Origin of the sequence: Streptomyces sp. NPDC088354, from assembly GCF_044753585.1 — a bacterium.
Classification (GTDB): domain Bacteria; phylum Actinomycetota; class Actinomycetes; order Streptomycetales; family Streptomycetaceae; genus Actinacidiphila.
In genome coordinates this window covers 42,001-68,244 of sequence record NZ_JBIVNJ010000028.1, presented here as the reverse complement: position 1 = coordinate 68,244, position 26,244 = coordinate 42,001, and the positions used below count along the sequence as shown (strand labels likewise).

Here is a 26,244-nt window from a genome sequence, read left to right as displayed (position 1 = left end):
CCCCCCGGCTCATTCGACGGTGACGGACTTCGCGAGGTTGCGCGGCTGGTCGACCTCGTTGCCGCGGGCCGTGGCGAGCTCGCAGGCGAAGACCTGCAGCGGCACGGTCGCGACCAGCGGCTGCAGCAGGGTCGGCGTCTGCGGCACGCGGATGAGGTGGTCGGCGTAGGGGACGACGGACTCGTCGCCCTCCTCGGCGATGACGATCGTGCGGGCGCCGCGGGCCCGGATCTCCTGGATGTTGGAGACGATCTTCTCGTGGAGCACGGACCGCCCGCGCGGGGACGGGACGACCACGACGACCGGCAGGTCGTCCTCGATGAGCGCGATGGGCCCGTGCTTGAGCTCGCCGGCGGCGAAGCCCTCCGCGTGCATGTAGGCGAGCTCCTTGAGCTTGAGCGCGCCTTCGAGGGCGACGGGGTAGCCGACGTGGCGGCCGAGGAAGAGGACGGTGTTCTTGTCCGCCAGGGAGCGGGCCAGTTCGCGCACCGGCTCCATGGTCTCCAGGACCTGCTCGACCTGCTGGGAGATGTGCGAGAGCTCGCGGATGACGGCGATGATCTCGTCGCCCCACTTCGTGCCGCGCACCTGGCCGAGGTAGAGGGCGACGAGGTAGCAGGCCACCACCTGGGTGAGGAACGCCTTGGTGGAGGCGACGGCGACCTCGGGACCCGCGTGGGTGTAGAGGACCGCGTCGGACTCGCGGGGGATGGTCGAACCGTTGGTGTTGCAGATCGCGAGCACCTTGGAGCCCTGTTCACGCGCGTGGCGCAGCGCCATGAGGGTGTCCATGGTCTCGCCGGACTGGCTGATGGCGACGACGAGGCTGCGCGAGTCGAGGATGGGGTCGCGGTAGCGGAACTCGCTGGCGAGCTCGACCTCGCAGGGCACCCGGGTCCAGTGCTCGATCGCGTACTTGGCGATCATGCCGGCGTGGAAGGCGGTGCCGCAGGCGACGATCACGATCTTGTCGATCTCGCGCAGCACGGAGGTGGGGATGCGGACCTCGTCGAGCGTGAGCAGGCCGCTCGCGTCGATCCGGCCGAGCAGCGTGTCGGCGACGGCCTTGGGCTGCTCGGCGATCTCCTTGAGCATGAAGTAGTCGTAGCCGCCCTTCTCGGCGGCGGAGGCGTCCCAGTCGATGTGGTACGGCCGCACCTCGGCGGGCTTGCCCTCGAAGTCGGTGACGGTGACGCCCTCCCGGCGCAGTTCGACGACCTGGTCCTGGCCGAGCTCGATCGCCTCGCGGGTGTGGTCGATGAAGGCCGACACGTCGGAGGCGAGGAAGTTCTCGCCGTCGCCGACGCCCACGACGAGCGGGGAGTTGCGGCGGGCGCCGACCACGACGTCCGGCTCGTCGGCGTGGACCGCCACGAGGGTGAAGGCGCCGTCCAGGCGGCGGCACACCTGGCGCATGGCCTCGGTGAGGTCGCCGGTGGAGGAGTAGGCCTCGGCGAGCAGGTGGGTGACCGCCTCGGTGTCGGTCTCGGAGAGCAGGTCGTGGCCGCGCTCGGCGAGTTCCGCGCGCAGGGCGGCGAAGTTCTCGATGATGCCGTTGTGGACGACGGCGACCCGGCCCGCGTTGTCCAGGTGCGGGTGCGCGTTGGCGTCGGTGGGGCCGCCGTGCGTGGCCCAGCGGGTGTGGCCGATGCCGGCCGGGCCGGTCGGCAGCGGGCGCTCGTCCAGCAGCTTCTCCAAGTTGGCGAGCTTGCCCGCCTTCTTGGCCGCCGCCATACCGCCGTCCGCCAGGACGGCGACGCCCGCGGAGTCGTACCCCCGGTACTCCAGACGCTTCAGACCTGCGATGACCACCTCGAGGGCGGACTGCCCGCCGACGTATCCCACGATTCCGCACATGAGGAGAACTCTAAGCGGCGGGCGCCCGCCGCCGAAGCCGGAGCCGGCCGCCCGGATGCCCGTGCGGCCGGGCATCCGGGTATCCGGTGGCGCTCGGTCAGGTCCGCGCGCGGTAGGCGCGCATCACCAGGGGGACGAAGACGACGGCGATTCCGGCGGCCCACAGCAGCGACCACAGCACCGGGCCGGCGACCTCGCCGGTGCCGGTCGTCAACGCCCGCACCGCGTCGGCCAGTCGGGTGACGGGATTGATGTCGGCCCACGCCCTGAGCCAGCCCGGCATCGTGTCGGCCCGCACGAAGGCGCTGGAGGTGAAGGTCAGCGGCATCACCAGGACGAAGCCGAAGGTCATCACCTTCTCCGGCTCGGAGACCAGCATCCCGATGAGCAGCGTCATCCAGGACATCGCCAGCGCGAAGACCAGCAGCAGGCCCGCGGCGCCGAGCACGCCGGGGACGCCGCCGTTCACGTCGAAGCCCATCAGCATGCCGAGGCAGAGCATCAGCAGCAGCGACCAGAGCTGCTTGCCGAGGTCGGCGACGACGCGGCCCATGAGCGGCGCGGAGCGGGCGATCGGCAGGGAGCGCAGCCGGTCCAGAACACCCTTGGTGAGGTCGATGTTGAGGCCCATCGCGGTGTTCATCGTCGCGAAGAGCGCGTTCTGCACGATGATCCCGGGCAGCGCGTACTGCAGATAGGCGTCCGGCGAACCGGCCATCTGGCCGCCGAAGACGTAGGTGAACAGCAGGACGAACATGATGGGCTGGACGCTGAGGTCCATCAGCTCCATCGGGTTGTGCTTGATCTGCACCAGGTTGCGCCAGGCGAGCGTGCAGGTCTGCTGCAGCCCGTCCCAGGGCCGCACCTTGGCGGCCGGCGCCACGTCCAGGGTCACGGCGGTCATACCAGGGCCTCCGTCTTGTCCTCGTCGGTCGTCGTGTCCTCCACCGCGCGGTGCCCGGTCAGCGACAGGAACACCTCGTCCAGGCTGGAGCGGCGCAGCGTGAGCTCGCCCACCCGCACCCCGGCCTCGTCCAGCCGCCGTACGACGGCGGGCATCAGCTCCGGGTCGTTCACCGGCGCGGTCACCGCGCCGTTCTCCACGGTGGCCGCGGGGCCGGCGATCACCGAGACCATCGCGTGCACCTTGTCCAGCTCTCCGGCGTCCATGGGACGCACCTGGAGCACCTGGCCGCCGACCTGTTCCTTCAGGCCGTCGGGGGTGCCCTCGGCGATCACGCGGCCGCGGTCGATGACGGCGATGTCGTCGGCGAGCTGGTCGGCCTCCTCCAGGTACTGCGTGGTGAGCAGGACGGTCGTGCCGTCCCCGACCAGGCCGCGGACGATGTCCCACAACTCGTTGCGGCTGTGCGGGTCCAGGCCGGTGGTGGGCTCGTCGAGGAAGAGGATGCGCGGCCGGCCGACCAGGCTCGCGGCGAGGTCGAGCCGGCGGCGCATGCCGCCGGAGTACGTCTTGGCGGCCCTGCCGCCCGCGTCCGACAGCCGGAAGTCCTCCAGCAGGCCGGTCGCCCGGGCGCGGGCCTCGCGCCGCGGCATCCCGAGCAGCCGGGCGATCATCAGCAGGTTCTCGTGGCCGGTGAGCATCTCGTCCACCGCGGCATACTGCCCGGTGAGGCCGACCAGGGCGCGCACCGCGCCCGCCTCCCGTACGACGTCGTGCCCGCCGACCAGCGCACGGCCGGCGTCCGGCCGCAGCAGCGTGGCGAGGATGCGCACCGCGGTGGTCTTGCCGGCCCCGTTCGGGCCGAGCACGCCGAGCACGGTGCCCGTCCGGGCGGCCAGGTCGACGCCGGACAGGGCCTCCGTCTCCTTGAAGCGTTTGACCAGGCCTTCCGCCTGGATCGCGTAACTCATCCGCGATGTCCTCCCCGTCATGGTTCCTGCGGTCTTCGTGCGATGCGCACCACTGTCCTCGCCCCCACTGACAACGGGCTGACAGGCCGCTGACAGCCGGTTGGGGGCGCCGCCGGGCGACCCCACCGCGAACGCCGTTCATCCCGGCGCAACAATGAGTCCGTGCCGCCGACCACTTCGCCCCACCAGACGCGCCGCCGCGCCGAGCCGACCCCGTACGTCGACCTGACCCGGGACGAGTGGAGCGCGCTGCGCGACCGCACCCCGCTGCCGCTCTCGGCCGAGGAGGTCGAACGGCTGCGGGGCCTCGGCGACGTCATCGACCTGGACGAGGTGATCGACGTCTACCTGCCGCTGTCGCGGCTGCTGAACCTCTACGTCGGCGCCACCCACGGCCTGCGCGGCGCGGTCAACACCTTCCTGGACGACACCGCGGGCGGGCACGGCGCCCAGTCCGGCACGCCCTTCGTCATCGGGGTCGCGGGCAGCGTGGCGGTCGGCAAGTCCACCACCGCCCGCATCCTCCAGGCGCTGCTGGCCCGCTGGCCGGAGCACCCGCGCGTGGAACTCGTCACCACCGACGGCTTCCTGCTCCCCAAGGCCGAGCTGCAGCGCCGCGGGCTGATGTCCCGCAAGGGCTTCCCCGAGTCGTACGACCGCCGGGCGCTCACGCGCTTCGTCGCCGACGTGAAGGCCGGCAAGGACGAGGTGCGGGCGCCGGTCTACTCCCACCTGATCTACGACATCGTGCCCGGCGAGGAACTGGTCGTCCGGCGTCCCGACGTCCTGATCGTCGAGGGGCTCAACGTCCTGCAGCCGGCCCTGCCGGGCAAGGACGGCCGCACCCGCGTGGCGCTCGCCGACTACTTCGACTTCAGCGTGTACGTCGACGCGCGCACCGAGGACATCGAGCAGTGGTACCTGGCGCGCTTCCGCAAGCTGCGCGAGACCGCCTTCCAGAACCCGCGGTCGTACTTCCACCGCTACACCGAGGTCTCCGAGGAGGAGGCCATGGAGTACGGCCGGCACACCTGGCGCGCCATCAACCAGCCGAACCTGGTCCAGAACGTCCTGCCGACCCGCGGCCGGGCCACGCTCGTGCTGCGCAAGGGCGCCGACCACAAGGTGCAGAAGCTCTCCCTGCGCAAGCTCTAGCAGCGCACGGCGGCCGGTAGCCTGCGCGCATGCTGCATCTTCGGATGATCGTTCCGGAAGCCGACACCGACCGGGTGATCTCGCTGGTGGAACGGACGGTGGGCACCGCCCACGTCGCCGTGCTGCCCGGCGCCGCGCGCAACCCGCGGGGCGACGTCGTGATGTGCGACGTGGCCCGCGAGTCCGCCGACGAACTGCTGCACGGCCTGCGCGGCCTCGGCATCGCCGACACCGGGGCGATCACGGTCGAGCACATCGACCTCACGCTGTCCCGGCGGGCCGACAAGGCCGAGCAGGAGGCGCCGGGCGAGGGCGCGGACGCCGTGCTGTGGGAGTCGCTGACCGAGGCGACGCACGAGGAGTCCACACTCACCGTCACCTACCTGGCGTTCCTGTCGGTCGCCACGATGCTGGCCGCCTGCGGCGTGATGCTGGACAGCGCGATCCTCATCGTGGGCGCGATGGTCGTCGGGCCGGAGTTCGGGCCGCTGGCGGGGGTGTGCACAGGGCTGGTGCGGGGACGGCTCGCGCTGGCCCGGCGCTCGCTGATCGCGCTGCTGGTCGGCTTCCCGCTGGCGATGGCGCTCACCGGTGGCTTCAACTATGTGATGGACCTGCTCGGCGTCTTCAGTGAGGCGGACTTCACCGCGCCCCACCCGTCCACCGAGTTCATCTGGCAGCCCGACCTGAGCTCCCTCGTGGTGGCGCTGCTCGCCGGGGTCGCCGGCATCCTCTCCCTGACCTCGGCCAAATCCGGGGCCCTGGTCGGGGTGGCGATCTCGGTCACGACCGTCCCGGCCGCCGCCAACGCCGCCCTCGCGCTGAGCTACGGCGACTACCGCGAGCTGTGGGGCTCCTCGGCCCAGCTGGGTGTGAACCTGGCCGGCATCGTCGTCGCGGGCGTCCTGACGCTGCTCGCCCAGAAGGGCTTCTGGGCGGTGCAGCGCAGGCGGCGTACGGGACCGGGGGCGTTCGCGGCCTAGCCGAGCGCGGACTTCACGACGTCGGCGAGCCGGCCGGCCACCGAGCGGGCGTGGTCGATGTCGGCGGCCTCGACCATGACGCGCACCAGCGGCTCGGTGCCCGAGGAGCGCAGCAGGACGCGGCCGGTGGTGCCCAGTTCGGCCTCGGCCTCGGCGACGGCGGCGGTGAGCTCGGGCGAGGAGTCCACCCGGTGCTTGTCCACGTCGCGGACGTTGATCAGCACCTGCGGCAGCCGCTCCATGACCTGCGCCAGGTCGGCCAGCGGGCGGCCGGTCGCGCTGACCCGGGCGGCCAGCATCAGGCCGGTCAGGGTGCCGTCACCGGTGGTGGCGTGGTCCAGGATGATCACGTGGCCCGACTGCTCGCCGCCGAGCGCGTAGCCGTGCTCCTTCATGGACTCCAGCACATAGCGGTCGCCGACGGCGGTCTGGATCAGGTCGATCCCCTCGCGCTCCATGGCGAGCTTGAAGCCCAGGTTGGACATGACGGTGCCGACGACGGTGTTCTTGCGCAGCCGGTCCGCCTCGCGCAGGGCGAGCGCCAGGACGGCGAGGATCTGGTCGCCGTCGACCTCGTTGCCGAGGTGGTCGACGGCCAGGCAGCGGTCCGCGTCGCCGTCGTGGGCGATGCCGAGGTCCGCGTGGTGCTCGATGACGGCGGCCTTGAGCAGGTCCAGGTGGGTGGAGCCGCAGCCGTCGTTGATGTTGAGGCCGTCCGGCTGGGTGCCGATCGTGATCACCTCGGCGCCGGCCCGGGCGAAGGCCTCGGGCGAGACGCGGGCCGCCGCGCCGTGCGCCTCGTCCAGGACGATCGTCAGTCCGTCCAGGCGGTTGGGCAGGACGCCGATCAGGTGGGCGACATACTGGTCGAAGCCCTCGTCGTAGTCCCGGACCCGGCCGACGCCGGAGCCCGTCGGGCGGTCCCAGGGTGCTCCGGTGCGGTGCTCCGCGTAGACGGACTCGATGCGGTCCTCCAGCTCGTCGGCGAGCTTGTGGCCGCCCCGGGCGAAGAACTTCACGCCGTTGTCGGGCATCGGGTTGTGGCTCGCGGAGAGCATCACGCCGAGGTCCGCGCCGAGCGCCCCGGTGAGATACGCCACAGCCGGGGTCGGCAGCACGCCCACCCGCAGGACGTCCACGCCGGCACTGGCGAGGCCGGCCACCACGGCCGCCTCCAGGAACTCTCCGGATGCTCGCGGATCACGCCCCACCACGGCCACCGGCTTGTGGCCCTCGAACGTGCCCGCCTCGGCCAGCACGTGCGCCGCCGCGACCGACAGCCCGAGCGCCAGCTCGGCCGTCAGATCGGCGTTCGCGACACCGCGCACACCGTCCGTACCGAAGAGTCGTCCCACAGTATTTCCTCCGAGATGTTGCCGTGCGTCGCCCCGTGTCAGCGGGCGTTCATCCGGTTATACGCCGCTTTCCCCGAAACGCGTACGCCCCGGAGACGCACAAAGTGCCTCCGGGGCGTACATGCAGTGCAGCGCAGCAGCACGCGCGCGGTGATTAGCGCTTGCTGTACTGAGGCGCCTTGCGGGCCTTCTTCAGACCGGCCTTCTTGCGCTCGATCTCGCGAGCGTCACGGGTCAGGAAGCCGGCCTTCTTGAGCGGGCCGCGGTTGTTGTCCACGTCCGCCTCGTTCAGCGCACGGGCGACGCCCAGGCGCAGCGCACCGGCCTGACCGGAGATGCCGCCGCCGTTGATGCGGGCGACGACGTCGTAACGGCCGTCGAGCTCAAGGATCTTGAACGGCTCGTTGACTTCCTGCTGGTGCACCTTGTTGGGGAAGTACTCCTCAAGGGTGCGACCGTTGATGGTCCACTTGCCGGTGCCCGGGATGATCCGGACGCGGGCGACGGACTCCTTGCGGCGGCCCGTGCCGGCGGCCGGCTGGGGCTCGCCGAAGCGGGATGCGAGGGACTCGGAGGTGTACTCCTCCGGGATCTCGATGGTCTCCACGATCTCGCCGTCCTCGACGAGAGGGGTCTCAGCGGTGGTCTCGGCCACGATTCTCCTCAGATGCTTTCTGTGTTGACGGTGGCCGGGACTAGCCCTGCGCGACCTGGCTGATCTCGAACGGAACCGGCTGCTGAGCGCCGTGCGGGTGCTCGGCACCCGCGTAGACCTTCAGCTTCGAGAGCATCTGACGGCCCAGGGTGTTCTTGGGCAGCATTCCCTTGACGGCCTTCTCGATGGCCTTCTCCGGGTTCTTGTCGAGCAGCTCGTCGTAACGAACGGAGCGGAGACCGCCGGGGAAACCGGAGTGGCGGTAGGCCAGCTTCTGCTGCTTCTTGTTGCCGGACAGGTGCACCTTGTCGGCGTTGATGATGATGACGAAGTCACCAGTGTCAACGTGAGGCGCGTACACCGGCTTGTGCTTGCCCCGGAGGAGGGACGCGGTGTGGGCCGCCAGTCGGCCCAGGACGACGTCCTGCGCGTCGATGACGTGCCACTGGCGCTGGACATCGCCGGGCTTGGGGCTGAACGTACGCACGGTCGTAGCCTTCGCTTCTTCAGTGAGTGGGTACTGACAAGGCCACCCGGACGATCACGACAGCCCTGTCGTCCTGCGGCGACGCAACCGCTGGACGAACGCTGGTCATCGGCCCGGTGGACCGGCGTAGCGGCCTCTCACGTGAGAACGAGCAAGCCAATACGCATAACGAACCTGCAGAATACCCGCGGTGCCCTGTTCGGGTCAAAACGCGTCGCCGACGCCGTGTGCGGGCCCCTCCGCACAGCCCACAGCCGGCCAGCCACCCGCCACCGGACCGCCTGTCCGGTCGCGGGTGGCGGGTGGCGGGTGGCGGGTGGCGGCGGCAGGTGACCGGCTACCGCTCCCGCACCACGCGTGTCTCGTCCCACACCGGCTCCGGCACCTCCCGGACGACCCCGTCCGCGCCGAAGACCAGGAAGCGGTCGAAGCTGCGGGCGAACCAGCGGTCGTGCGTCACCGCGAGCACGGTCCCGTCGAAGGCCTCCAGGCCCTCCTGAAGGGCCTCCGCCGACTCCAGGTCCAGGTTGTCCGTCGGCTCGTCCAGCAGGAGCGCCGTGGTCCCCGAGAGCTCCAGCAGCAGGATCTGGAAGCGCGCCTGCTGCCCGCCCGACAGCTGGTCGAAGCGCTGGTCGCCCTGGCGGTCGAGCTCGTACCGGCGCAGGGCGGACATCGCCTTGCCCCGGTCACGGGCGTGCTCGGTCCACAGGATGTCGACGAGGGTGCGCCCGAGCAGCTCCGGGTGCGCGTGGGTCTGCGCGAAGTGCCCCGGCACGACCCGGGCGCCGAGCTTCCACTGCCCGGTGTGCCGGACCCCGGCGTCCCCCGCCAGCAGCCGCAGGAAGTGCGACTTCCCGGAGCCGTTGGAGCCCAGCACCGCGACCCGCTCGCCGTAGAAGACCTCCAGGTCGAAGGGCTTCATCAGCCCGGTCAGCTCCAGCCGCTCGCAGGTGACGGCGCGCACTCCCGTGCGCCCGCCGGACAGCCGCATGCGGATGTCCTGCTCGCGCGGCGGCTCCTGCGGCGGCCCCGCGTCCTCGAACCTCTTCAGCCGGGTCTGCGCGGCCCGGTAGCGGGAGGCCATGTCGGGACTGATCGCCGCCTGCTGACGCAGGGTCAGCACCAGCTTCTTCAGCTTGGCGTGCTCCTCGTCCCAGCGCCGCCGCAGTTCCTCGAAGCGGGCGAAGCGTTCGCGGCGGGCCGCGTGGTAGGTGGCGAAGCCGCTGCCGTGCACCCACACGTCCGACCCCGCGGGGCCCGGCTCGACGGAGACGATCTTCTCGGCGGAACGGGCCAGCAGCTCGCGGTCGTGGGAGACGAAGAGCACGGTCTTGCGGGTCTGCCGCAGCTGCTCCTCCAGCCAGCGCTTGCCCGGCACGTCCAGGTAGTTGTCCGGCTCGTCGAGCAGCAGCACCTCGTCGGTGCCGCGCAGCAGCGCCTCCAGGACCAGGCGTTTCTGCTCGCCGCCCGAGAGCGTCCGCACCTCGCGCCACTGCGCGCGCTCGTACGGGACGCCGAGCGCTGCCATGGTGCACATGTCCCAGACCGTCTCGGCCTCGTAGCCGCGCGCCTCCGCCCAGTCGCTCAGCGCCTGCGCGTACGCCAGCTGCGCGGCCTCGTCGTCCTGCGCCATGATCTCCAGCTCGGCGGCGTCGACCGCCGCGGCCGCCTCGCGGATGCGGGGCGGGGACACCGACACCAGCAGGTCGCGCACCGTGCGGTCGTCCCGTACCGAGCCGACGAACTGCGGCATCACGCCGAGTCCGCCGCCGACGGTGACCGTGCCGCCGTGCGGCTTCAGGTCCCCGGAGATCAGCCGCAGCAGCGTCGTCTTGCCCGCGCCGTTCGCGCCCACGAGGGCCACCGCGGCGCCTTCGCCCACCCGGAACGAGACATCGCCGAGCAGCACCCGTCCGTCCGGCAGGTAGTACTCCAGATGTGCAACGTCGACATGTCCCATGTCCTGGATTCTCGTTGCGCGGCCGCCCGCCGCCAAACGGGTTTTCTCCTCTATAGAATCCGCGCCATGACTGAAGGGCCGCAGCAGCCGTACAACCCGAACCAGGGATGGACCGCACCACCGGGGCCGCACGACACTCCCCGCACGCCGGGGACGCCCGGACAGGCGCGCCAGGTACTGCGCGGCACCATCGTCGGCGACCCGGGCCACCAGCCGCAGCGGCCCGCACGCACGCCCCGCGCCGAATGGGCGCCGCCGTTGCCCGGCCACGGCACCCGCGGCCCGTCGCAGCGGGAGCACCAGCGGCTCGGCCGGCCGGCCGCCGTCGAGCCCGGCTGGGCGGCGCTGGCGGACGCGAACGAGGCCCGTGCCCGGCGCCGCAGGCGCCGGCTCACAGGCGGCGGTGTCCTCGCCGTCGCCGCCGTCGCGGGGGTCGTCGCCACCGCCGTGGCCGGCTCCGGCCGGCCGTCGGTCTCCCCCACGGCGGCCGCCCCGTCGGCCCCCTCCGAGGTGGCGCCGCCGCGGGAGCCCTCGTTCTCCGGGCTCTCCGTGCAGGCCCGGCTCGATCCGCTGGTCTTCATCTCCGACCGGGAGAAGGACACCGCCCCGCTGTCGGTGGCGGGTCTGTTCCCCGGCAAGAGGCTCGTGTGGAGCGGCCGCACCTACACCAGGGCCACCGCCGCCGAGGGGAAGTGCTCCTCCGCGGCCTCCGCCGACCTCGCCGCCGTGCTGCGGAAGAACGGCTGCGGCAAGGTCCTGCGCGTCACCTACGTCGGCGGCGAGGTCGCGGTCACCGTCGGGGTGGCCGTCTTCGACGACCCGTCCGCGGCCGGCAGGGCGAAGTCGCAGGCCAAGGGGTATGTCAGGCCGCTGTCCGGCGGCGGTGCGGGCGCCTTCTGCCACGCCACCTCGTGCCGGACGACGACCAATGCCAAGGGCCGCTACGCGTACTTCACCATCGCCGGACTCAGGAACAACGGACGCGTCACCGCCTCCGACACCGTTACCAGGCAGGCGGGCACGGACGGCTCCGACTACGCCTTCAACCGGATCGTCCAGCGCGGCAGGGACCAGGCCGCCGCCGCGACGGTCCCCGCCGTGGCCTCCCCGGGCCACTGACCCGCCCCTCCCCCCGCGACCCGGACCGGAACGGCATGCCCTCCCTGCGTACGCTGCTGACCCTCCCCCGCATGCTCCGCCACGGCACCGCCGTCGGCGCCGGGCTGCCGCCGGACGAGGCCGTCGTGCTCGACGTGCCCGGCGCTCCGCTGCGCGCCGCGCTGGCCGTGGCGGGCACCGGCGACCCCGGCCCGGCCCGGGACCTGCTGTCGGCCACCCGGCTGGGCTGCGAATGGGAACGGCGGGACGTGTACGTGGCCGAGATGGCGCAGTTCGCACTGCACAACCCCGGCTGGCTGGACGCGTGGCTGGCCGCATCCCCCGACGACCCGGACGCGACGCTGGTCAAGGCCGACCTGTCCCTCCTCCAGGCCTGGGAGATACGCAGCGGCGCCCGCGCCAAGGACGTCGAGCCCGAGCAGTTCAAGGCCTTTTTCGCCCTGCTCAAGGACGCCGTCCCGGTGATCGGCAGCGCCGCCGAGCTCAACCCGTCGGATCCCGTGCCGTGGCGGATCGCGCTCACCCACGCACGCGGCATCCAGGCCTCCCGCGAGATCTTCGACGCCTACTGGGCCGAGGCCGTCGAGCGCTCGCCGCACCACTACGGCTGCCACGCCACCGCGCTGCAGTACCTGTGCGCGAAGTGGTACGGCTCCCACGAGGAGATGTTCGACTTCGCCGAGCACGCCGCAGACGAGGCGCTGCCCGGCTCGAAGATCAACGCCCTGCCGCTGCTGGCCGCCGTGGAGTACGACATCGTCGCCGGCGGTGCCCCCGCCGACGGCGAGGACGGCGAGGACGTCATCGACCCGGCCCGGCTCACCGCCGCCGTCGACCGCGCCATGGAGCTGTCCACCTGGTACGAGCCCGGTGACCCCGAGGCGGCGGACTTCCGCAACCACCTGGCCCTCATGCTGCTCCGGACGAGCCGCTGGGAGGAGGCGCTGGCCGTCTTCCGGGACATCGGCGTGCACGCCACCAGCCTCCCCTGGGTGTACCTGGGCGCCGATCCGCGCCAGGAGTTCCTGGACTTCCGCACCGGCGTCCGCATGCAGGTGGCCACCCGCACGCGGTTCTTCCACGCCCCGCCGCGCCCGCCGGTCCCGGCCAGCCCTCCGGAGTGGGCCCCGCGCGCCCTCGCGGTCGCCGCGGCGCCGTTGCCCGCGGTCGCCCAGGCCGCGCTGCTGTGCCGCACGGCGCTGCGGCTGGCGCCCGCCGGGGGCGGCTTCACCTACGTCGAACTGACCGGTGAGGGAAGCCTCGCGGGCGTGGTCGACCTGTTCACGGCGGGCGAGAAGTGGCCGGCGGTCGTGCTGCAGCGGTCCGGCGACCGGTACGGGATCACGCTCTCCTCCCGCGGCAGGAGGCTGGCCGCCCACGAATGGGCGCCCGGCGCGCCGGTCCCCTCCCTCGACAGGGCCGGCTCCACGGCCGCCGCGCTCGCGGCCGCCTTCGGCATACCCGACGCACGGCCCCTGACGTCCCTGCTGCGCGGCACTGACGCCCCCGCACGGCGGCTCGCGGACACCGCCGCGGCCCTGGGCCTGCCGGCCCTCCCGGAGGGCTTCGGGGACCACCCTGGCGTCCTCGACGGGCTGCCCGGCGCGCGCATACTGGCCCAGCGGGGCTTCCTGACCGGCGTGAAGGACTCGCTCACCACGGACGAGAGCGCCCTGTCGTTCCCCGCCCCGGGTACCGCCGTCCGGCTGCCGTACCGCTGGTGGCTGCTGCGCGTCCTGTACCTGTTCTTCCTGCTGCCCGGTGCCGCCTTCACCTGGTACAGCGCGTTCCACGGCCACCTGCGCGCGGTCCCGCTCGTGGTGACCTCCCTGGGCGCGGCCTACGTCCTCGCGCAGGTCGCGCTGGCCCTGCGCCGACGCTAGGCGCTCCGCGGGAACCGGGGGGCGTGCGCCTGCGGTGCGCCGTGGCGGGCCGCGCAGTTCCCCGCGCCCCTTCTGCCCCCACCGCGGGCACGCCGTGGCGGGACGGTCAGGGGGTGGTGGGTGGGGCGCAGGGGAGGGTGCGGAGGTTGCGGGCCTCGCGGTTGCGGGCGGCGAGGAGGTCGTCCGCGGGGTAGCCGACCTCTTCGAGGGTCAGGCCGTGCGGCCGCACCACGTTGACCGCCGAGTGCCGCACCCGCCCGGCCAGCACCTCGCCGGGGAAGCCCTCCGGGCGGTGCCCGTCGCCGACCAGCAGCATCGCCCCGACCAGGGCGCGCACCATGTTGTGGCAAAACGCGTCCGCGCGGACCGTCGCGACGGCCACCCCGGACGGATCACGCTCCCAGTGCAGCTCCAGCAGGGTGCGGATGGTCGTCGCGCCCTCGCGCTTCTTGCAGTACGCGGCGAAATCGTGCTCCCCGAGCAGCCGCTCCGCCGCCGCGTTCATGAGGTCGACGTCGACCGGCCGGTCGTGCCACAGCACATGGCCGCGCAGCAGCGGGTCGACCCCGCCCTGGTGGTCGCCGACCCGGTAGGCGTAGCGCCGCCAGATCGCCGAGAAGCGCGCGTTGAAGCCCGCCGGGGCCTGCCCGACCCGCCACACGCGCACGTCCCAGGGCAGCCGCCCGGCCAGCCGGCGCAGCAGCTTGTCGCCCTCCCGGGCCCACACGTCCTGCGGCAGGTCCGCGTGCGCGACCTGTCCGCGCGCGTGCACGCCCGCGTCCGTGCGCCCGGCCACGGTCAGCTCGACCGGGTCGGGCAGCCGCAGCACGGTCTGGAGGGCCGACTCCAGCTCACCCTGCACGGTCCGCCGGCTGCGCTGCTTCGCCCAGCCGGAGAACTCGGCCCCGTCGTACGCCAGGTCCAGCCGCACCCGGACAAAGCCGGGAGCCACCTCGTCACTCACCAGTCACTCCACCAGTCACTCAAACGGAACGGGCCCGCCCCCAGGAATCTGGGTGCGGGCCCGTCCGAGTACGCCTTACGCGTCCTTGGACTCCTCGGCCGGAGCCTCGGCGGCCTCGGCCTTGTCCTCGACCTCGGCGGGAGCCTCGGTCTTGGTCTCGGCCTCCTTGACCGCGCGCTTGGTCGCGGCCTCCGCCTCGCCCGTGGCCTGCTGGGCCACGGTCAGCGCCTCCACCAGCTCGATGACCGCCATCGGCGCGTTGTCGCCGCGACGGTTACCGATCTTGGTGATGCGGGTGTAGCCACCCGGGCGGTTCTCGTACCGCGGGGCGATCTCGGTGAAGAGCGTGTGGACGATGCTCTTGTCCGTGATCGTCTGCAGCACCAGGCGACGGTTGTGGATGTCGCCCTTCTTCGCCTTGGTGATCAGGCGCTCCGCGACCGGACGCAGACGGCGCGCCTTGGCCTCGGTGGTGGTGATGCGACCGTGCTCGAACAGCGACTTCGCGAGGTTCGCGAGAAGCAGACGCTCGTGCGCGGCGCTGCCGCCCAGACGGGCACCCTTGGCGGGCTTCGGCATGGTGTTTCTCCTCAATCTCTGCACCGGCCGTGTCAGGTACCGGTGTCAGGGCCCCCCGGGCGGGCGCCCGGGGGCAGTCAGATCAGTACTGCTCGGTCTCGACGAAGCCGGCGTCGACGTCGTCGTCCGCGCCGAAGGCGTCGGCGGCGGCGGTCGGGTCGAATCCGGGCGGGCTGTCCTTGAGGGCCAGGCCCATGCCGGCCAGCTTCGCCTTGACCTCGTCGATCGACTTCGCACCGAAGTTGCGGATGTCGAGCAGGTCGGCCTCGGAGCGCGCCACGAGCTCACCCACGGAGTGGATGCCCTCGCGCTTGAGGCAGTTGTAGGAACGGACGGTGAGCTCGAGCTCCTCGATCGGGAGCGCGAGGTCGGCCGCCAGGGCGGCGTCCGTCGGGGACGGGCCCATGTCGATGCCCTCGGCGTCGACGTTCAGCTCGCGGGCGAGACCGAACAGCTCGACGAGGGTCTTGCCGGCCGACGCCACGGCGTCACGGGGACGCATGGCGGGCTTGGTCTCGACGTCGACGATCAGCTTGTCGAAGTCGGTGCGCTGCTCGACACGGGTCGCCTCGACCTTGTAGCTGACCTTGAGCACCGGGCTGTAGATGGAGTCGACCGGGATACGGCCGATCTCCTGGCCCTGCTGCTTGTTCTGGACGGCGGAGACGTAGCCGCGACCGCGCTCGACGGTCAGCTCCATCTCCAGCTTGCCCTTGCCGTTCAGCGTGGCGAGGACGAGGTCGGGGTTGTGCACCTCGACACCGGCCGGGGGCGCGATGTCGGCGGCGGTGACCACACCCGGGCCCTGCTTGCGCAGGTACATCACGACCGGCTCGTCGTGCTCCGAGGAGACGACCAGCTGCTTGATGTTGAGGATGAGGTCGGTGACGTCCTCCTTGACGCCCGGCACGGTGGTGAACTCGTGCAGGACACCGTCGATCCGGATCGAGGTGACGGCGGCACCCGGGATCGAGGAGAGGAGCGTGCGGCGGAGCGAGTTGCCGAGGGTGTAGCCGAAGCCCGGCTCCAGCGGCTCGATCACGAACCGGGAGCGGAATTCGTCGACGACCTCTTCGGTCAACGAGGGGCGCTGAGCGATCAGCATGGATAAAGCCTTCCAGTCATCGGCACCCGCTATTTGATGCCGAGCCGCCGGGCGTCAGCCCGATATCGATACTGCAAGGGTACGGGCGGTGCGGCGCCCGAAGCGCCGCACCGCCCGGAACCCGTGGCGCTGCGCCGGCGCGAGGCGCCGGCACATCACTGGTCAGACGCGCCGGCGCTTCGGCGGGCGGCATCCGTTGTGCGGAGTCGGGGTGACGTCCTGGATCGAGCCCACCTCCAGGCCGGTGGCCTGGAGCGAGCGGATCGCGGTCTCACGGCCGGAGCCGGGACCCTTGACGAACACATCGACCTTGCGCATGCCGTGCTCCTGCGCGCGACGCGCGGCCGACTCGGCGGCCATCTGCGCGGCGAACGGGGTCGACTTGCGCGAGCCCTTGAAGCCGACGTGGCCGGCGGAGGCCCAGGAGATCACGTTGCCGGACGGGTCCGTGATCGAGACGATGGTGTTGTTGAACGTGCTCTTGATGTGCGCGTGGCCGTGAGCGACGTTCTTCTTTTCCTTGCGGCGCACCTTCTTGGCAGCGCCCTGACGACCCTTGGGGGGCATCTACTAACTCCTACGGGAGGTGGTCGGTCCTACAGCGAAGACCGCTGACGAGCGTCCGCTGAGGACTACTTCTTGCCCGGCTTCTTCTTACCGGCGATGGCGCGACGCGGGCCCTTGCGGGTGCGGGCGTTGGTGTGGGTGCGCTGGCCGTGGACCGGCAGGCCGCGGCGGTGGCGCAGGCCCTGGTAGCAGCCGATCTCGACCTTGCGGCGGATGTCCGCCTGGATCTCGCGACGGAGGTCACCCTCGGTCTTGATGTTGGCGTCCACGTACTCGCGGATCTTGACCAGGTCCTCTTCGTCCAGGTCGCGAACGCGGGTGTTCGGGTTCACGCCCGTGGCGGCGAGGGTCTCCTGGGCCAGGGTGCGGCCGATGCCGAAGACGTAGGTGAGGGCAACCTCCACGCGCTTTTCGCGCGGGATGTCAACACCTGAAACGCGTGCCATTCAATGGCTCCTGTTGGTGTTCGGGGGTCTTCCGCAGCACCACTCCTGACCGCCGTACGAGGTACGGATCAGGTCCCCGGCCCCCGGCCGGAGGTGTCGTCAGCCTTGATCGGCTCAACGGATGCTGCGTATGTACACATTGCTTGCGTCGCGCGAAGAACTGCGAGGTGCAGGTCGGTGTGCGTCAGCCCTGGCGCTGCTTGTGGCGCAGGTTGTCGCAGATGACCATGACCCGGCCGTGACGGCGGATCACCTTGCACTTGTCGCAGATCTTCTTGACGCTCGGCTTGACCTTCATGGGATGTCAGGTTCTCCGGGTCGTGAGATCTACTTGTAGCGGTAGACGATCCGTCCGCGCGTGAGGTCGTAGGGAGACAGCTCCACAACGACTCGGTCATCGGGGAGGATGCGGATGTAGTGCATACGCATCTTGCCGCTGATGTGCGCGAGGACCTTGTGACCGTTCTGCAGCTCCACCTTGAACATAGCGTTCGGCAGAGACTCGATCACGGTGCCCTCGATCTCAATGGCGCCTTGCTTCTTGGCCATGTCCTGCTTTCGGGATCGGCTACCTTGGTCGGCTTTTGGCATGCCTGAAGACATACGTGAGCCGACGTGTCAGTCTACGCCAGGCATCCGTGAAAGACGAATCCGGGGTGTATGCCCCCGAACGAAGATCATTAAGCAAGCGGGTCGGGCGCCGCCGTGACCCCGTGCTCCGCCAGCTTGGCCTTGCCGCCGTCCTCGGCGGTCAGCACCAGCGGGCCCTGCTCGGTCAGCGCGACCGAGTGCTCCCAGTGCGAGGCCCAGGTGCCGTCGGTGGTGACCACGGTCCACTGGTCCTGCAGCACCCGGGTGTGCGGGGTGCCCAGGCTGACCATCGGCTCGATGGCGAGGCACATGCCCGGCACCAGCTTGGGCCCGCGGCCCCGTCCGCGCTCGACGTAGTTCAGCACGTGCGGCTCCATGTGCATCGCCGAGCCGATGCCGTGGCCGCCGTACCCCTCGACGATCCCGTACTTGCCCTTGGAGGGCAGCGGCTGCCGGCGGATGTAGGACTCCACTCCGCGGCTGATGTCCTGGAGCCGGTTGTTCTTCTTCACCTGGGCGATGCCGGACCACATCGAGCCCTCGGTGGTCGCGCTGAGCTGCAGCAGCTCCGGTGCCACCGCGCCGACCGGGACGGTGATCGCCGCGTCGCCGTGCCAGCCGTCGACGATCGCGCCGCAGTCGATGGAGATCAGGTCGCCCTCCTCCAGCACCCGCCCGCCGGGGATCCCGTGCACGACCTCGTCGTTCACCGACGCGCAGATCACACCGGGGAAGTACAGACCGCCGTGGTCGGCCTTGAAGTTGGAGGTGGCGCCGTGGTCGGCGATCACCTTGGCCGCGATCTCGTCCAGATCGCCGGTGCTCACCCCCGGCGCGACCGCGTCGCGGCACGCCTTGAGCGCCGCCGCGACGACCAGCCCCGCGGCGCGCATCTTCGCGATCTGCTCGGGGGTCTTGATCTCCACCATCGGCTCTCGCCTTCCTCAGTGCAGCGGATAGCTCAACGGTACGGCCGCGGCGTCCTCCCGGACACCGCGGCCGCAACGCACTCTGACAGGTTCAGGCGGCGCTGTCGCCCGTGGCCTTCTTGACGCCCAGGGCTTCCATCGCCCGCTGGGTGACCTCGGAGACCTTGCCCAGAGCCGAGATCGTGCGGACCAGGCCCTGCTGCTTGTAGTAGTCGATGATCGGCTCGGTCTTGCTGTGGTACTCCTCGAGCCGGACCCTGACCTTCTCCTCGGTGTCGTCCGAGCGCTGGTAGAGCTCGCCACCGCACTCGTCGCAGACGCCCTCGACGGCCGGAGGGTTGTAGACCACGTGGAAGACGTGGCTGCCGTCCTTGCGGCACAGCCGGCGACCGGCGATCCGCTTGACGACCTCTTCCTCCGGGACCTCCAGGTCCAGGACCGCGTCCAGCGCTATCCCGTTCTCGCTGAGGATCGTGTCGAGCGCCTGGGCCTGGCCGACGTTCCGCGGGAAGCCGTCCAGCAGGAAGCCGTTCGCGGCGTCCGGCTGGAGCATGCGGTCCTGGGCCATGCCGATGGTGATCTCGTCGGGAACCAGCCGGCCGGCGTCCATGTACTCCTGGGCCTTGCGGCCCAGTTCCGTGCCCTGGCTGATGTTCGCCCGGAAGAGGTCGCCCGTGGAGATGTGCGGGATCGACAGGTTCCTGGCAAGGTACGCGGCCTGCGTACCCTTGCCGGCCCCGGGGGGCCCGACGAGGACAATGCGCATCAGCGGAGGAACCCTTCGTAGTTACGCTGCTGAAGCTGGCTCTCGATCTGCTTCACGGTTTCCAGGCCGACACCCACGATGATCAGGATGCTCGTCCCGCCGAACGGGAAGTTCTGGTTCGCGTTGAACAGCACCAGCGCCACGGTGGGCACCAGGGCGATCAGACCCAGGTACATCGCGCCCGGCCACGTGATGCGGTTGAGCACGTAGCTGAGGTACTCCGCGGTGGGTCGACCAGCCCGGATGCCCGGGATGAACCCACCATACTTCTTCATGTTGTCCGCGACTTCCTCGGGGTTGAACGAGATGGCCACGTAGAAGAAGGCGAAGAAGACGATCAGCAGGAAGTACGTCGTGATGTAGATCGGGTGATCGCCCTTGACCAGGTTGTCCCTGACCCAGTTTGCCCACGTTGAGGTGGATCCACTGAACTGGACGACCAGTGACGGGATGTACAGGAGCGATGACGCGAAGATGACGGGAATCACACCCGCCTGGTTCACCTTCAGCGGGATGTAGGTGGACGTACCGCCGTAGGAACGGCGGCCGATCATGCGCTTGGCGTACTGCACGGGGATCCGGCGCTGCGCCTGCTCCACGAAGACCACCAGGGCCACCATCGCCAGGCCGACCAGGATGACCGCACCGAACTCGACCCAGCCGTCCGCGATCTTGCCGGACTTCTTGATCGCCCAGAGGGCGCCGGGGAAGCCGGCCGCGATGGACAGGAACATCAGGATCGACATGCCGTTGCCGATGCCGCGGTCGGTGATCAGCTCGCCCAGCCACATGATGAAGGCGGTGCCCGCGGTCATCGTGATGACCATCGTGACGGTCGTGAAGATCGACTGGTTCGGGACGATGCTGAAGCGCTCGGTGCACCCCTGGAACAGGCTGCCGGAGCGGGCGGTCGCCACCAGGCCCGTGCCCTGCAGGACCGCGAGGGCCACCGTCAGGTAACGGGTGTACTGCGTGATCTTCGTCTGGCCGGCCTGACCCTCCTTCTTGAGGGCCTCGAGCCGGGGAATGACCACGGTCAGCAGCTGCAGGATGATGCTCGCCGTGATGTACGGCATGATCCCGAGCGCGAAGATGGTCAGCTGAAGGAGCGCGCCGCCGCTGAAGAGGTTCACCAGGCCGAAGAGACCCTGGCTACCCTGCACCTCCTTGATGCACTGGTTCACGACCTGGTAGTCGATCCCCGGGATCGGGATGTGCGCACCCAGCCGGAACAGCACCATGATGCCCAGCGTGAACAGCAGCTTCTTGCGCAGGTCGGGCGTCCTGAACGCCCGGGCGAACGCGGTGAGCACGGTGCCTCCTGCGCCCCCCGCTTCTTGGGCGGGAGGTAACGGTTGAACAGCAACGAATACGAGTGTGATCCCAGACCCGCGTCAGCACACAGGCTTCACGAGACTAGCAGCGTCTGCCACCTTACCGGCGCACGACCACCGCTTGGAATGAACAACCGGGGATGCTCCGCACAATGTGCGGAACATCCCCGGTCGGGTGTGCCATCAGTCTCAGACGAGCTCGGTGACCGAGCCGCCCGCAGCGGTGATCTTCTCCTTGGCGGAGCCGGAGACCGCGTCAACGGCCACCTGCAGCGCCACGGAGATCTCGCCGGTGCCGAGCACCTTGACGAGCTGGTTCTTGCGCACCGCGCCCTTGGCGACCAGATCGGCCACCGTGACCTCGCCACCCTCGGGGTAGAGCGCGGCCAGCTTGTCCAGGTTCACGACCTGGAACTCGGTGCGGAAGGGGTTCTTGAAGCCCTTCAGCTTCGGGAGGCGCATGTGGAGGGGCATCTGCCCGCCCTCGAAGCGCTCCGGAACCTGGTAGCGGGCCTTGGTGCCCTTCGTACCACGACCGGCCGTCTTGCCCTTGGACGCCTCACCACGACCCACACGGGTCTTGGCGGTCTTGGCACCGGGGGCCGGACGGAGGTTGTGGACCTTCAGCGGGTTCGACGTGTTGTCGGTTCCCATGTCAGTCGACCTCCTCGACCGTGACGAGGTGGCGGACAGTGTGGACCATGCCGCGGATCTCCGGGCGGTCCTCCTTGACCACAACGTCGTTCAGCCGCTTCAGGCCGAGCGAACGCAGGGTGTCACGGTGGTTCTGCTTGCTGCCGATGTACGACTTGACCTGCGTGACCTTGAGGCGAGCCATTACGCACCCACCCCAGCACGCGCCCGGAGCAGAGCCGCGGGAGCCACGTCCTCGAGGGGCAGGCCACGACGGGCGGCGATCTCCTCGGGGCGCTGCAGGCCCTGGAGAGCGGCCACCGTGGCGTGCACGATGTTGATCGCGTTGTCGGAGCCGAGCGACTTCGACAGGACGTCGTGGATGCCGGCGCACTCCAGAACGGCGCGCACCGGACCACCGGCGATCACACCCGTACCGGGGGAAGCAGGCTTGAGCAGGACGACGCCCGCGGCCTTCTCGCCCTGGATGGGGTGGGGGATGGTGCCCTGGATACGGGGGACCTTGAAGAAGTGCTTCTTGGCCTCCTCAACACCCTTGGCGATGGCGGCCGGCACCTCCTTGGCCTTGCCGTAACCGACACCCACGGTGCCGTCACCGTCACCCACCACGACCAGCGCGGTGAAGCTGAAGCGACGACCACCCTTCACAACCTTGGCGACGCGGTTGATCGCGACAACGCGCTCAACGTACGCGGTCTTCTCGGCGGCAGCTGCGCCGCCGTCACGGCCCTTCCGGTCCCGCCGCTCGCCGCCACCGGCACCGCCACCGCGGCGCTGGGGTCCAGCCATTGGATTACCTCTCTCTGTTTCCGCTAGCTACGGAACCGGCTCAGAAACCGAGCCCGGCTTCGCGGGCGGCGTCGGCAAGGGCGGCAATGCGCCCGGCGTACCGGTTGCCACCACGGTCGAACACGACGGTCTCGACACCGGCCGCCTTGGCGCGCTCGGCGACCAGCTGGCCGACCTTCTTCGCCTGCTCGGTCTTGTCGCCCTCGGCACCCCGGATCGAGGTGTCCAGGTGCGACGCCGAGGCCAGCGTGTGGCCCTTGAGGTCGTCGATGACCTGCGCCGTGATACCGCGGTTGGACCGGGTCACGACCAGGCGCGGACGCGCCTCGGTGCCCGAGACACGCTTGCGGACCCGGATGTGGCGGCGCTTCTTGGCGGCGCCCTTGTAAGCATCGCCCTTGGCGATCTTCACACCGTATGCCATGGCTTACTTACCAGCCTTTCCGACCTTGCGGCGGATGACTTCGCCCTCGTACTTGACACCCTTGGCCTTGTACGGGTCGGGCTTCCGCAGCTTGCGGATGTTCGCGGCGACCTCGCCGACCTTCTGCTTGTCGATGCCCTCGACCGAGAACTTGGTCGGGTTCTCGACCTTGAAGGAGATGCCCTCGGGGGCCTCGACAAGGATCGGGTGGCTGTAGCCCAGGGCGAACTCCAGGTTGGAGCCCTTCGCCTGGACGCGGTAGCCGACACCGCTGATCTCGAGCTTCTTCACGTAGCCCGCGGTCACGCCGGTGATCATGTTCGCCACCAGCGTGCGGGACAGGCCGTGCAGGGCCTTGTTCTGACGCTCGTCGTTCGGACGCGTCACCTGCAGGGTGCCGTCCTCGCCCTTGACGATGTCGATGGGCGCGGCAACGGTGTGGGTCAGGGAACCCTTGGGGCCCTTCACCGAGACCGTCCGGCCATCGATGGTGACGTCCACGCCGGCGGGAACCGGGATGGGCAGCCGTCCAATTCGCGACATGGCTTTACCTCCGTTTCCCGACTACCAGACGTAGGCGAGGACTTCCCCACCCACGCCCTTCTTGTTCGCCTGCTTGTCGGTGAGGAGCCCGTGGGAGGTGGAGATGATCGCCACGCCCAGGCCGCCGAGCACCTTCGGCAGGTTGGTGGACTTTGCGTAGACCCGCAGACCGGGCTTGCTGATGCGCTTGATGCCGGCGATCGAGCGCTCGCGGTTCGGACCGAACTTCAGCTCGAGAACGAGGTTCTTGCCGACCTCGGCGTCCTCGACCTTCCAGCCGGTGATGTAACCCTCCTGCTGGAGGATTTCCGCGATGTGCGACTTGATCTTGCTGAACGGCATCGTGACGTCGTCGTGATACGCGGAATTCGCGTTCCGCAGACGCGTCAGCATGTCTGCGATCGGGTCAGTCATGGTCATGTGATGGCCTTAGGCCTCTCTCGCCGGGGTTTCCTATATGCGCCATCCCTCTCCCCCATCAGACTGGGGACGGGTGCGGCGCGGGGACCTACGGCGTAGTAAGACGGTCATGGGCGACGAGCGCCCAACCCTTCTACCTTACGGTATGCGGGAAGGGAGTTCCGCCGCCCGCCAGGGCGCCCCCGGAGGGGCGGTGGCGGGCGACGGGCGGGATCTCGCCGTCCTTGATGCTCACCGAGAGTCCGGCACAACCCAGAAGGGTTGTTACCAGGAGCTCTTGGTCACGCCCGGCAGCTCACCGCGGTGTGCCATCTCACGAAGGCACACGCGGCAGAGGCCGAACTTGCGGTACACGGAGTGCGGACGGCCGCAACGCTGGCAGCGCGTGTAGCCACGCACGCCGAACTTGGGCTTGCGGGCGGCCTTCGCGATAAGAGCCTTCTTCGCCACGGCTCACGCCTCCTTGAACGGGAAGCCGAGGTGACGAAGGAGCGCGCGGCCCTCAGCGTCGTTGGTCGCCGTGGTCACCACGGTGATGTCCATACCCCGGACACGGTCGATCTTGTCCTGGTCGATCTCGTGGAACATGACCTGCTCCGTGAGACCGAAGGTGTAGTTGCCGCGGCCGTCGAACTGCTTCGGCGAAAGACCCCGGAAGTCGCGGATACGCGGAAGCGCGAGCGACAGCAGGCGGTCCAGGAACTCCCACATGCGGTCACCGCGGAGGGTGACGTGGGCGCCGATCGGCTGACCCTCGCGCAGCTTGAACTGCGCGATGGACTTCCGGGCCTTGGTGACGGCCGGCTTCTGGCCGGTGATCGTGGTGAGGTCGCGGATGGCGCCCTCGATCAGCTTGGAGTCGCGGGCGGCGTCGCCCACACCCATGTTGACCACGATCTTGGTGAGACCGGGGATCTGCATGACGTTCTCGTACTGGAACTCGTCACGCATCTTGCCCGCGATCTCCTCGCGGTAGCGCGCCTTCAGACGCGGCTTCACGTGCGTCGTGTCGGTGGTAGTCATCAGATGTCCTCACCGGTCCGCTTGGCAACGCGGATCTTGTTGCCCTCGTCGTCGAAGCGGTAGCCGACGCGGGTCACGACCTTGTTCCCGTCCTTCTCCACGACCAGCTGGACGTTGGAGACGTGCACGGGGGCCTCGGTCGTGATGATGCCGCCGGTCTTCGAACCGCGGTCCGTCTGGCCGGCCTTCGTGTGCTTCTTGACCCGGTTGACACCCTCGACCAGGACGCGGTCCTCAGCCGGGTAGGCCGCGATGACCTTGCCCTGCTTGCCCTTGTCCTTACCGGTGATGACCTGGACCAGGTCGCCCTTCTTGATCTTCATCGGTTACAGCACCTCCGGCGCGAGCGAGATGATCTTCATGAACTTCTTCTCGCGCAGCTCCCGGCCCACCGGGCCGAAGATGCGGGTGCCGCGGGGGTCACCGTCGTTCTTGAGGATGACGGCCGCGTTCTCGTCGAAGCGGATGTACGAACCGTCGGCACGGCGGCGCTCCTTGACGGTGCGCACGACGACCGCCTTGACGACGTCGCCCTTCTTCACGTTGCCACCGGGGATCGCGTCCTTGACGGTGGCGACAATGACGTCACCGATTCCCGCGTAGCGGCGACCGGAGCCACCGAGCACACGGATGCAAAGGATTTCCTTCGCACCAGTGTTGTCGGCGACACGAAGTCGCGACTCCTGCTGGATCACGTCTATCTCCTGATCGTCTGCCGGTTCCCGCAGGATCCTTGCGGATCACCCTGCGAGCCTGGCGGAACCGTCCTGCGGGATGTTCCCCGCAGGAATTGCTGACCGGCTCCGGACCGGCCGCGTGCGATCACGCGGCCGGTCCGGGGGCCCGGCGTGTTACTTGGCCTTCTCGAGGATCTCGACGACGCGCCAGCGCTTGGTCGCGGACAGCGGCCGGGTCTCCATGAGGAGGACACGGTCGCCGACACCCGCGGCGTTCTGCTCGTCGTGCGCCTTGAGCTTGTTGGTGCGGCGGATGACCTTGCCGTAGAGGGCGTGCTTCACACGGTCCTCGACGGCGACCACAACGGTCTTGTCCATCTTGTCGCTCACCACGAGGCCCTCACGGGTCTTGCGGTCGCCGCGCTGCTCGCTGCTCTCAGTCACATTCTTCTCGCTCATCAGGCGTTCTCCACCGTCTCGATGCCGAGCTCACGCTCACGCATGAGGGTGTAGATCCGGGCGATGTCCTTGCGGACGATCTTCAGCCGGGAGTTGTTCTCGAGCTGTCCGGTGGCCGCCTGGAAGCGGAGGTTGAACAGCTCCTCCTTGGCCTCACGCAGCTTGCCGACGAGCTCCTCGTCGCCCAGCTGACGCAGCTCGGTCGCCTTGGTACCGGCCGCCATCACAGCTCACCTGCCTCGCGCCGGACGATCCGGCACTTCATCGGAAGCTTGTGGGCGGCTCGGGTGAGCGCCTCACGCGCAACCTTCTCGTTCGGGAAGGACAGCTCGAACATCACCCGACCGGGCTTGACGTTCGCGACCCACCACTCGGGGGAGCCCTTACCGGAACCCATGCGGGTTTCGGCCGGCTTCTTCGTGAGGGGACGGTCCGGGTAGATGTTGATCCAGACCTTGCCGCCACGGCGGATGTGACGGGTGATGGCGATACGAGCGGACTCGATCTGCCGGTTCGTCACATAGGCCGGGGTCAGCGCCTGGATGCCGTACTCACCGAACGCCAGCTCGGTGCCACCCTTGGCCATGCCATCGCGCTTGGGGTGGTGCTGCTTACGGTGCTTGACCCGACGGGGGATCAGCATGG

At 69.7% G+C, this 26,244-nt stretch carries 34 protein-coding genes; 4 read left to right on the top strand and 30 right to left on the bottom strand.

All coding sequences use genetic code 11. The features are described from left to right. Positions 1–9 precede the first annotated feature (9 nt). The 3 genes from glmS to ACIP98_RS30540 all read right to left on the bottom strand — a co-directional run bounded on the left by glmS (position 10) and on the right by ACIP98_RS30540 (position 3,732). On the bottom strand, positions 10–1,857 hold the full coding sequence (glmS, locus tag ACIP98_RS30550; RefSeq protein ID WP_319658513.1) for a glutamine--fructose-6-phosphate transaminase (isomerizing): 1,848 nt from the start codon (positions 1,855–1,857) through the stop codon (positions 10–12). 97 nt (positions 1,858–1,954) lie between these two features. Beyond that, positions 1,955–2,761, bottom strand: a complete 807-nt coding sequence (locus ACIP98_RS30545) for an ABC transporter permease (protein WP_319658512.1) — start codon at positions 2,759–2,761, stop codon at positions 1,955–1,957. Then, the gene (locus ACIP98_RS30540) at positions 2,758–3,732 is read right to left on the bottom strand and encodes an ATP-binding cassette domain-containing protein (RefSeq protein ID WP_319658511.1); all 975 of its coding nucleotides are present in this window, start codon (positions 3,730–3,732) and stop codon (positions 2,758–2,760) included. The genes ACIP98_RS30545 and ACIP98_RS30540 overlap by 4 nt, the downstream gene beginning before the upstream one ends. Before the next feature lie 162 nt (positions 3,733–3,894). On the opposite strand from ACIP98_RS30540, the gene coaA reads away from it, so the two are divergent. After that, positions 3,895–4,887, top strand: a complete 993-nt coding sequence (coaA, locus tag ACIP98_RS30535; RefSeq protein ID WP_319658510.1) for a type I pantothenate kinase — start codon at positions 3,895–3,897, stop codon at positions 4,885–4,887. A 29-nt stretch (positions 4,888–4,916) separates the two neighbouring features. Then, positions 4,917–5,870 carry a DUF389 domain-containing protein gene (locus tag ACIP98_RS30530; protein WP_319658509.1) on the top strand — a complete coding sequence of 318 codons (954 nt, stop codon included), beginning with the start codon at positions 4,917–4,919 and terminating at the stop codon, positions 5,868–5,870. On the opposite strand, the gene glmM is transcribed toward ACIP98_RS30530, so the two are convergent. The 4 genes from glmM to ACIP98_RS30510 form a co-directional block, all read right to left on the bottom strand. Then, positions 5,867–7,225 carry a phosphoglucosamine mutase gene (gene glmM / locus ACIP98_RS30525; RefSeq protein ID WP_319658508.1) on the bottom strand — a complete coding sequence of 453 codons (1,359 nt, stop codon included), beginning with the start codon at positions 7,223–7,225 and terminating at the stop codon, positions 5,867–5,869. The two genes, ACIP98_RS30530 and glmM, sit on opposite strands and share 4 nt — an antisense overlap. Positions 7,226–7,379: 154 nt before the next feature. Then, positions 7,380–7,880 carry a 30S ribosomal protein S9 gene (rpsI, locus tag ACIP98_RS30520; protein ID WP_319658507.1) on the bottom strand — a complete coding sequence of 167 codons (501 nt, stop codon included), beginning with the start codon at positions 7,878–7,880 and terminating at the stop codon, positions 7,380–7,382. A 40-nt stretch (positions 7,881–7,920) separates the two neighbouring features. After that, entirely contained in the window at positions 7,921–8,367 is a 447-nt protein-coding gene (gene rplM / locus ACIP98_RS30515) for a 50S ribosomal protein L13 (RefSeq protein ID WP_319658506.1), read from the bottom strand. Positions 8,368–8,704: 337 nt separating this feature from the next. Beyond that, complete coding sequence (locus tag ACIP98_RS30510; protein WP_319658504.1) at positions 8,705–10,327, bottom strand: ATP-binding cassette domain-containing protein; 1,623 nt, start codon at positions 10,325–10,327, stop codon at positions 8,705–8,707. 66 nt (positions 10,328–10,393) lie between these two features. Here ACIP98_RS30510 and ACIP98_RS30505 point away from each other — a divergent pair, with 66 nt between their 5' ends. Beyond that, positions 10,394–11,446: a hypothetical protein gene (locus tag ACIP98_RS30505; protein WP_401978994.1), complete on the top strand. Its 1,053-nt coding sequence runs from the start codon at positions 10,394–10,396 to the stop codon at positions 11,444–11,446. 35 nt (positions 11,447–11,481) lie between these two features. Beyond that, on the top strand, positions 11,482–13,329 hold the full coding sequence (locus ACIP98_RS30500; protein WP_319658502.1) for a hypothetical protein: 1,848 nt from the start codon (positions 11,482–11,484) through the stop codon (positions 13,327–13,329). Between the two features lie 106 nt (positions 13,330–13,435). On the opposite strand, the gene truA is transcribed toward ACIP98_RS30500, so the two are convergent. The 23 genes from truA to rplP form a co-directional block, all read right to left on the bottom strand. Further along, positions 13,436–14,293 (bottom strand): tRNA pseudouridine(38-40) synthase TruA, encoded by an 858-nt coding sequence (gene truA, locus ACIP98_RS30495; RefSeq protein ID WP_401978992.1) that lies wholly within the window; start codon positions 14,291–14,293, stop codon positions 13,436–13,438. Between the two features lie 75 nt (positions 14,294–14,368). Beyond that, positions 14,369–14,872, bottom strand: coding sequence for a 50S ribosomal protein L17 (gene rplQ / locus ACIP98_RS30490; RefSeq protein WP_319658500.1), 504 nt, complete (start codon positions 14,870–14,872; stop codon positions 14,369–14,371). A gap of 82 nt (positions 14,873–14,954) precedes the next feature. Beyond that, a complete protein-coding gene (locus tag ACIP98_RS30485; RefSeq protein ID WP_319658499.1) occupies positions 14,955–15,977 on the bottom strand; it encodes a DNA-directed RNA polymerase subunit alpha in 1,023 nt (340 codons plus the stop codon). Between the two features lie 162 nt (positions 15,978–16,139). After that, positions 16,140–16,544, bottom strand: a complete 405-nt coding sequence (rpsK, locus tag ACIP98_RS30480) for a 30S ribosomal protein S11 (RefSeq protein WP_003956432.1) — start codon at positions 16,542–16,544, stop codon at positions 16,140–16,142. A gap of 65 nt (positions 16,545–16,609) precedes the next feature. Further along, complete coding sequence (gene rpsM, locus ACIP98_RS30475; protein WP_089226450.1) at positions 16,610–16,990, bottom strand: 30S ribosomal protein S13; 381 nt, start codon at positions 16,988–16,990, stop codon at positions 16,610–16,612. Positions 16,991–17,174: 184 nt separating this feature from the next. After that, positions 17,175–17,288, bottom strand: coding sequence for a 50S ribosomal protein L36 (rpmJ, locus tag ACIP98_RS30470; protein ID WP_003956441.1), 114 nt, complete (start codon positions 17,286–17,288; stop codon positions 17,175–17,177). 29 nt (positions 17,289–17,317) lie between these two features. Continuing rightward, complete coding sequence (gene infA / locus ACIP98_RS30465) at positions 17,318–17,539, bottom strand: translation initiation factor IF-1 (RefSeq protein WP_003956442.1); 222 nt, start codon at positions 17,537–17,539, stop codon at positions 17,318–17,320. 131 nt (positions 17,540–17,670) lie between these two features. Further along, positions 17,671–18,510: a type I methionyl aminopeptidase gene (gene map, locus ACIP98_RS30460; protein WP_319658498.1), complete on the bottom strand. Its 840-nt coding sequence runs from the start codon at positions 18,508–18,510 to the stop codon at positions 17,671–17,673. Positions 18,511–18,601: 91 nt separating this feature from the next. Next, complete coding sequence (locus tag ACIP98_RS30455; protein ID WP_319658497.1) at positions 18,602–19,276, bottom strand: adenylate kinase; 675 nt, start codon at positions 19,274–19,276, stop codon at positions 18,602–18,604. Further along, on the bottom strand, positions 19,276–20,589 hold the full coding sequence (gene secY / locus ACIP98_RS30450; RefSeq protein WP_319658496.1) for a preprotein translocase subunit SecY: 1,314 nt from the start codon (positions 20,587–20,589) through the stop codon (positions 19,276–19,278). Before secY ends, ACIP98_RS30455 begins: the two co-directional genes overlap by 1 nt. A gap of 210 nt (positions 20,590–20,799) precedes the next feature. Further along, positions 20,800–21,264 (bottom strand): 50S ribosomal protein L15, encoded by a 465-nt coding sequence (rplO, locus tag ACIP98_RS30445; protein ID WP_319658495.1) that lies wholly within the window; start codon positions 21,262–21,264, stop codon positions 20,800–20,802. Position 21,265: 1 nt separating this feature from the next. Then, on the bottom strand, positions 21,266–21,448 hold the full coding sequence (gene rpmD, locus ACIP98_RS30440) for a 50S ribosomal protein L30 (RefSeq protein ID WP_018558884.1): 183 nt from the start codon (positions 21,446–21,448) through the stop codon (positions 21,266–21,268). Next, positions 21,448–22,053, bottom strand: a complete 606-nt coding sequence (gene rpsE / locus ACIP98_RS30435; RefSeq protein WP_319658494.1) for a 30S ribosomal protein S5 — start codon at positions 22,051–22,053, stop codon at positions 21,448–21,450. The genes rpmD and rpsE overlap by 1 nt, the downstream gene beginning before the upstream one ends. Before the next feature lie 40 nt (positions 22,054–22,093). Then, entirely contained in the window at positions 22,094–22,477 is a 384-nt protein-coding gene (gene rplR / locus ACIP98_RS30430) for a 50S ribosomal protein L18 (RefSeq protein ID WP_319658493.1), read from the bottom strand. A gap of 3 nt (positions 22,478–22,480) precedes the next feature. Next, positions 22,481–23,020, bottom strand: a complete 540-nt coding sequence (rplF, locus tag ACIP98_RS30425; RefSeq protein ID WP_319658492.1) for a 50S ribosomal protein L6 — start codon at positions 23,018–23,020, stop codon at positions 22,481–22,483. A 21-nt stretch (positions 23,021–23,041) separates the two neighbouring features. Next, positions 23,042–23,440, bottom strand: coding sequence for a 30S ribosomal protein S8 (gene rpsH, locus ACIP98_RS30420; protein WP_319658491.1), 399 nt, complete (start codon positions 23,438–23,440; stop codon positions 23,042–23,044). Between the two features lie 264 nt (positions 23,441–23,704). After that, entirely contained in the window at positions 23,705–23,890 is a 186-nt protein-coding gene (locus tag ACIP98_RS30415; protein WP_003948630.1) for a type Z 30S ribosomal protein S14, read from the bottom strand. 3 nt (positions 23,891–23,893) lie between these two features. Next, positions 23,894–24,463: a 50S ribosomal protein L5 gene (rplE, locus tag ACIP98_RS30410; protein WP_319658490.1), complete on the bottom strand. Its 570-nt coding sequence runs from the start codon at positions 24,461–24,463 to the stop codon at positions 23,894–23,896. Next, entirely contained in the window at positions 24,463–24,786 is a 324-nt protein-coding gene (gene rplX, locus ACIP98_RS30405; protein WP_319658489.1) for a 50S ribosomal protein L24, read from the bottom strand. The genes rplE and rplX overlap by 1 nt, the downstream gene beginning before the upstream one ends. 3 nt (positions 24,787–24,789) lie before the next feature. Next, positions 24,790–25,158, bottom strand: a complete 369-nt coding sequence (rplN, locus tag ACIP98_RS30400; RefSeq protein ID WP_319658488.1) for a 50S ribosomal protein L14 — start codon at positions 25,156–25,158, stop codon at positions 24,790–24,792. Between the two features lie 156 nt (positions 25,159–25,314). Then, the gene (gene rpsQ, locus ACIP98_RS30395; protein WP_319658487.1) at positions 25,315–25,599 is read right to left on the bottom strand and encodes a 30S ribosomal protein S17; all 285 of its coding nucleotides are present in this window, start codon (positions 25,597–25,599) and stop codon (positions 25,315–25,317) included. Further along, positions 25,599–25,823: a 50S ribosomal protein L29 gene (gene rpmC / locus ACIP98_RS30390; protein WP_319658486.1), complete on the bottom strand. Its 225-nt coding sequence runs from the start codon at positions 25,821–25,823 to the stop codon at positions 25,599–25,601. Before rpmC ends, rpsQ begins: the two co-directional genes overlap by 1 nt. Further along, on the bottom strand, positions 25,823–26,242 hold the full coding sequence (gene rplP, locus ACIP98_RS30385) for a 50S ribosomal protein L16 (RefSeq protein WP_319658485.1): 420 nt from the start codon (positions 26,240–26,242) through the stop codon (positions 25,823–25,825). The genes rpmC and rplP overlap by 1 nt, the downstream gene beginning before the upstream one ends. Positions 26,243–26,244 lie beyond the last annotated feature (2 nt).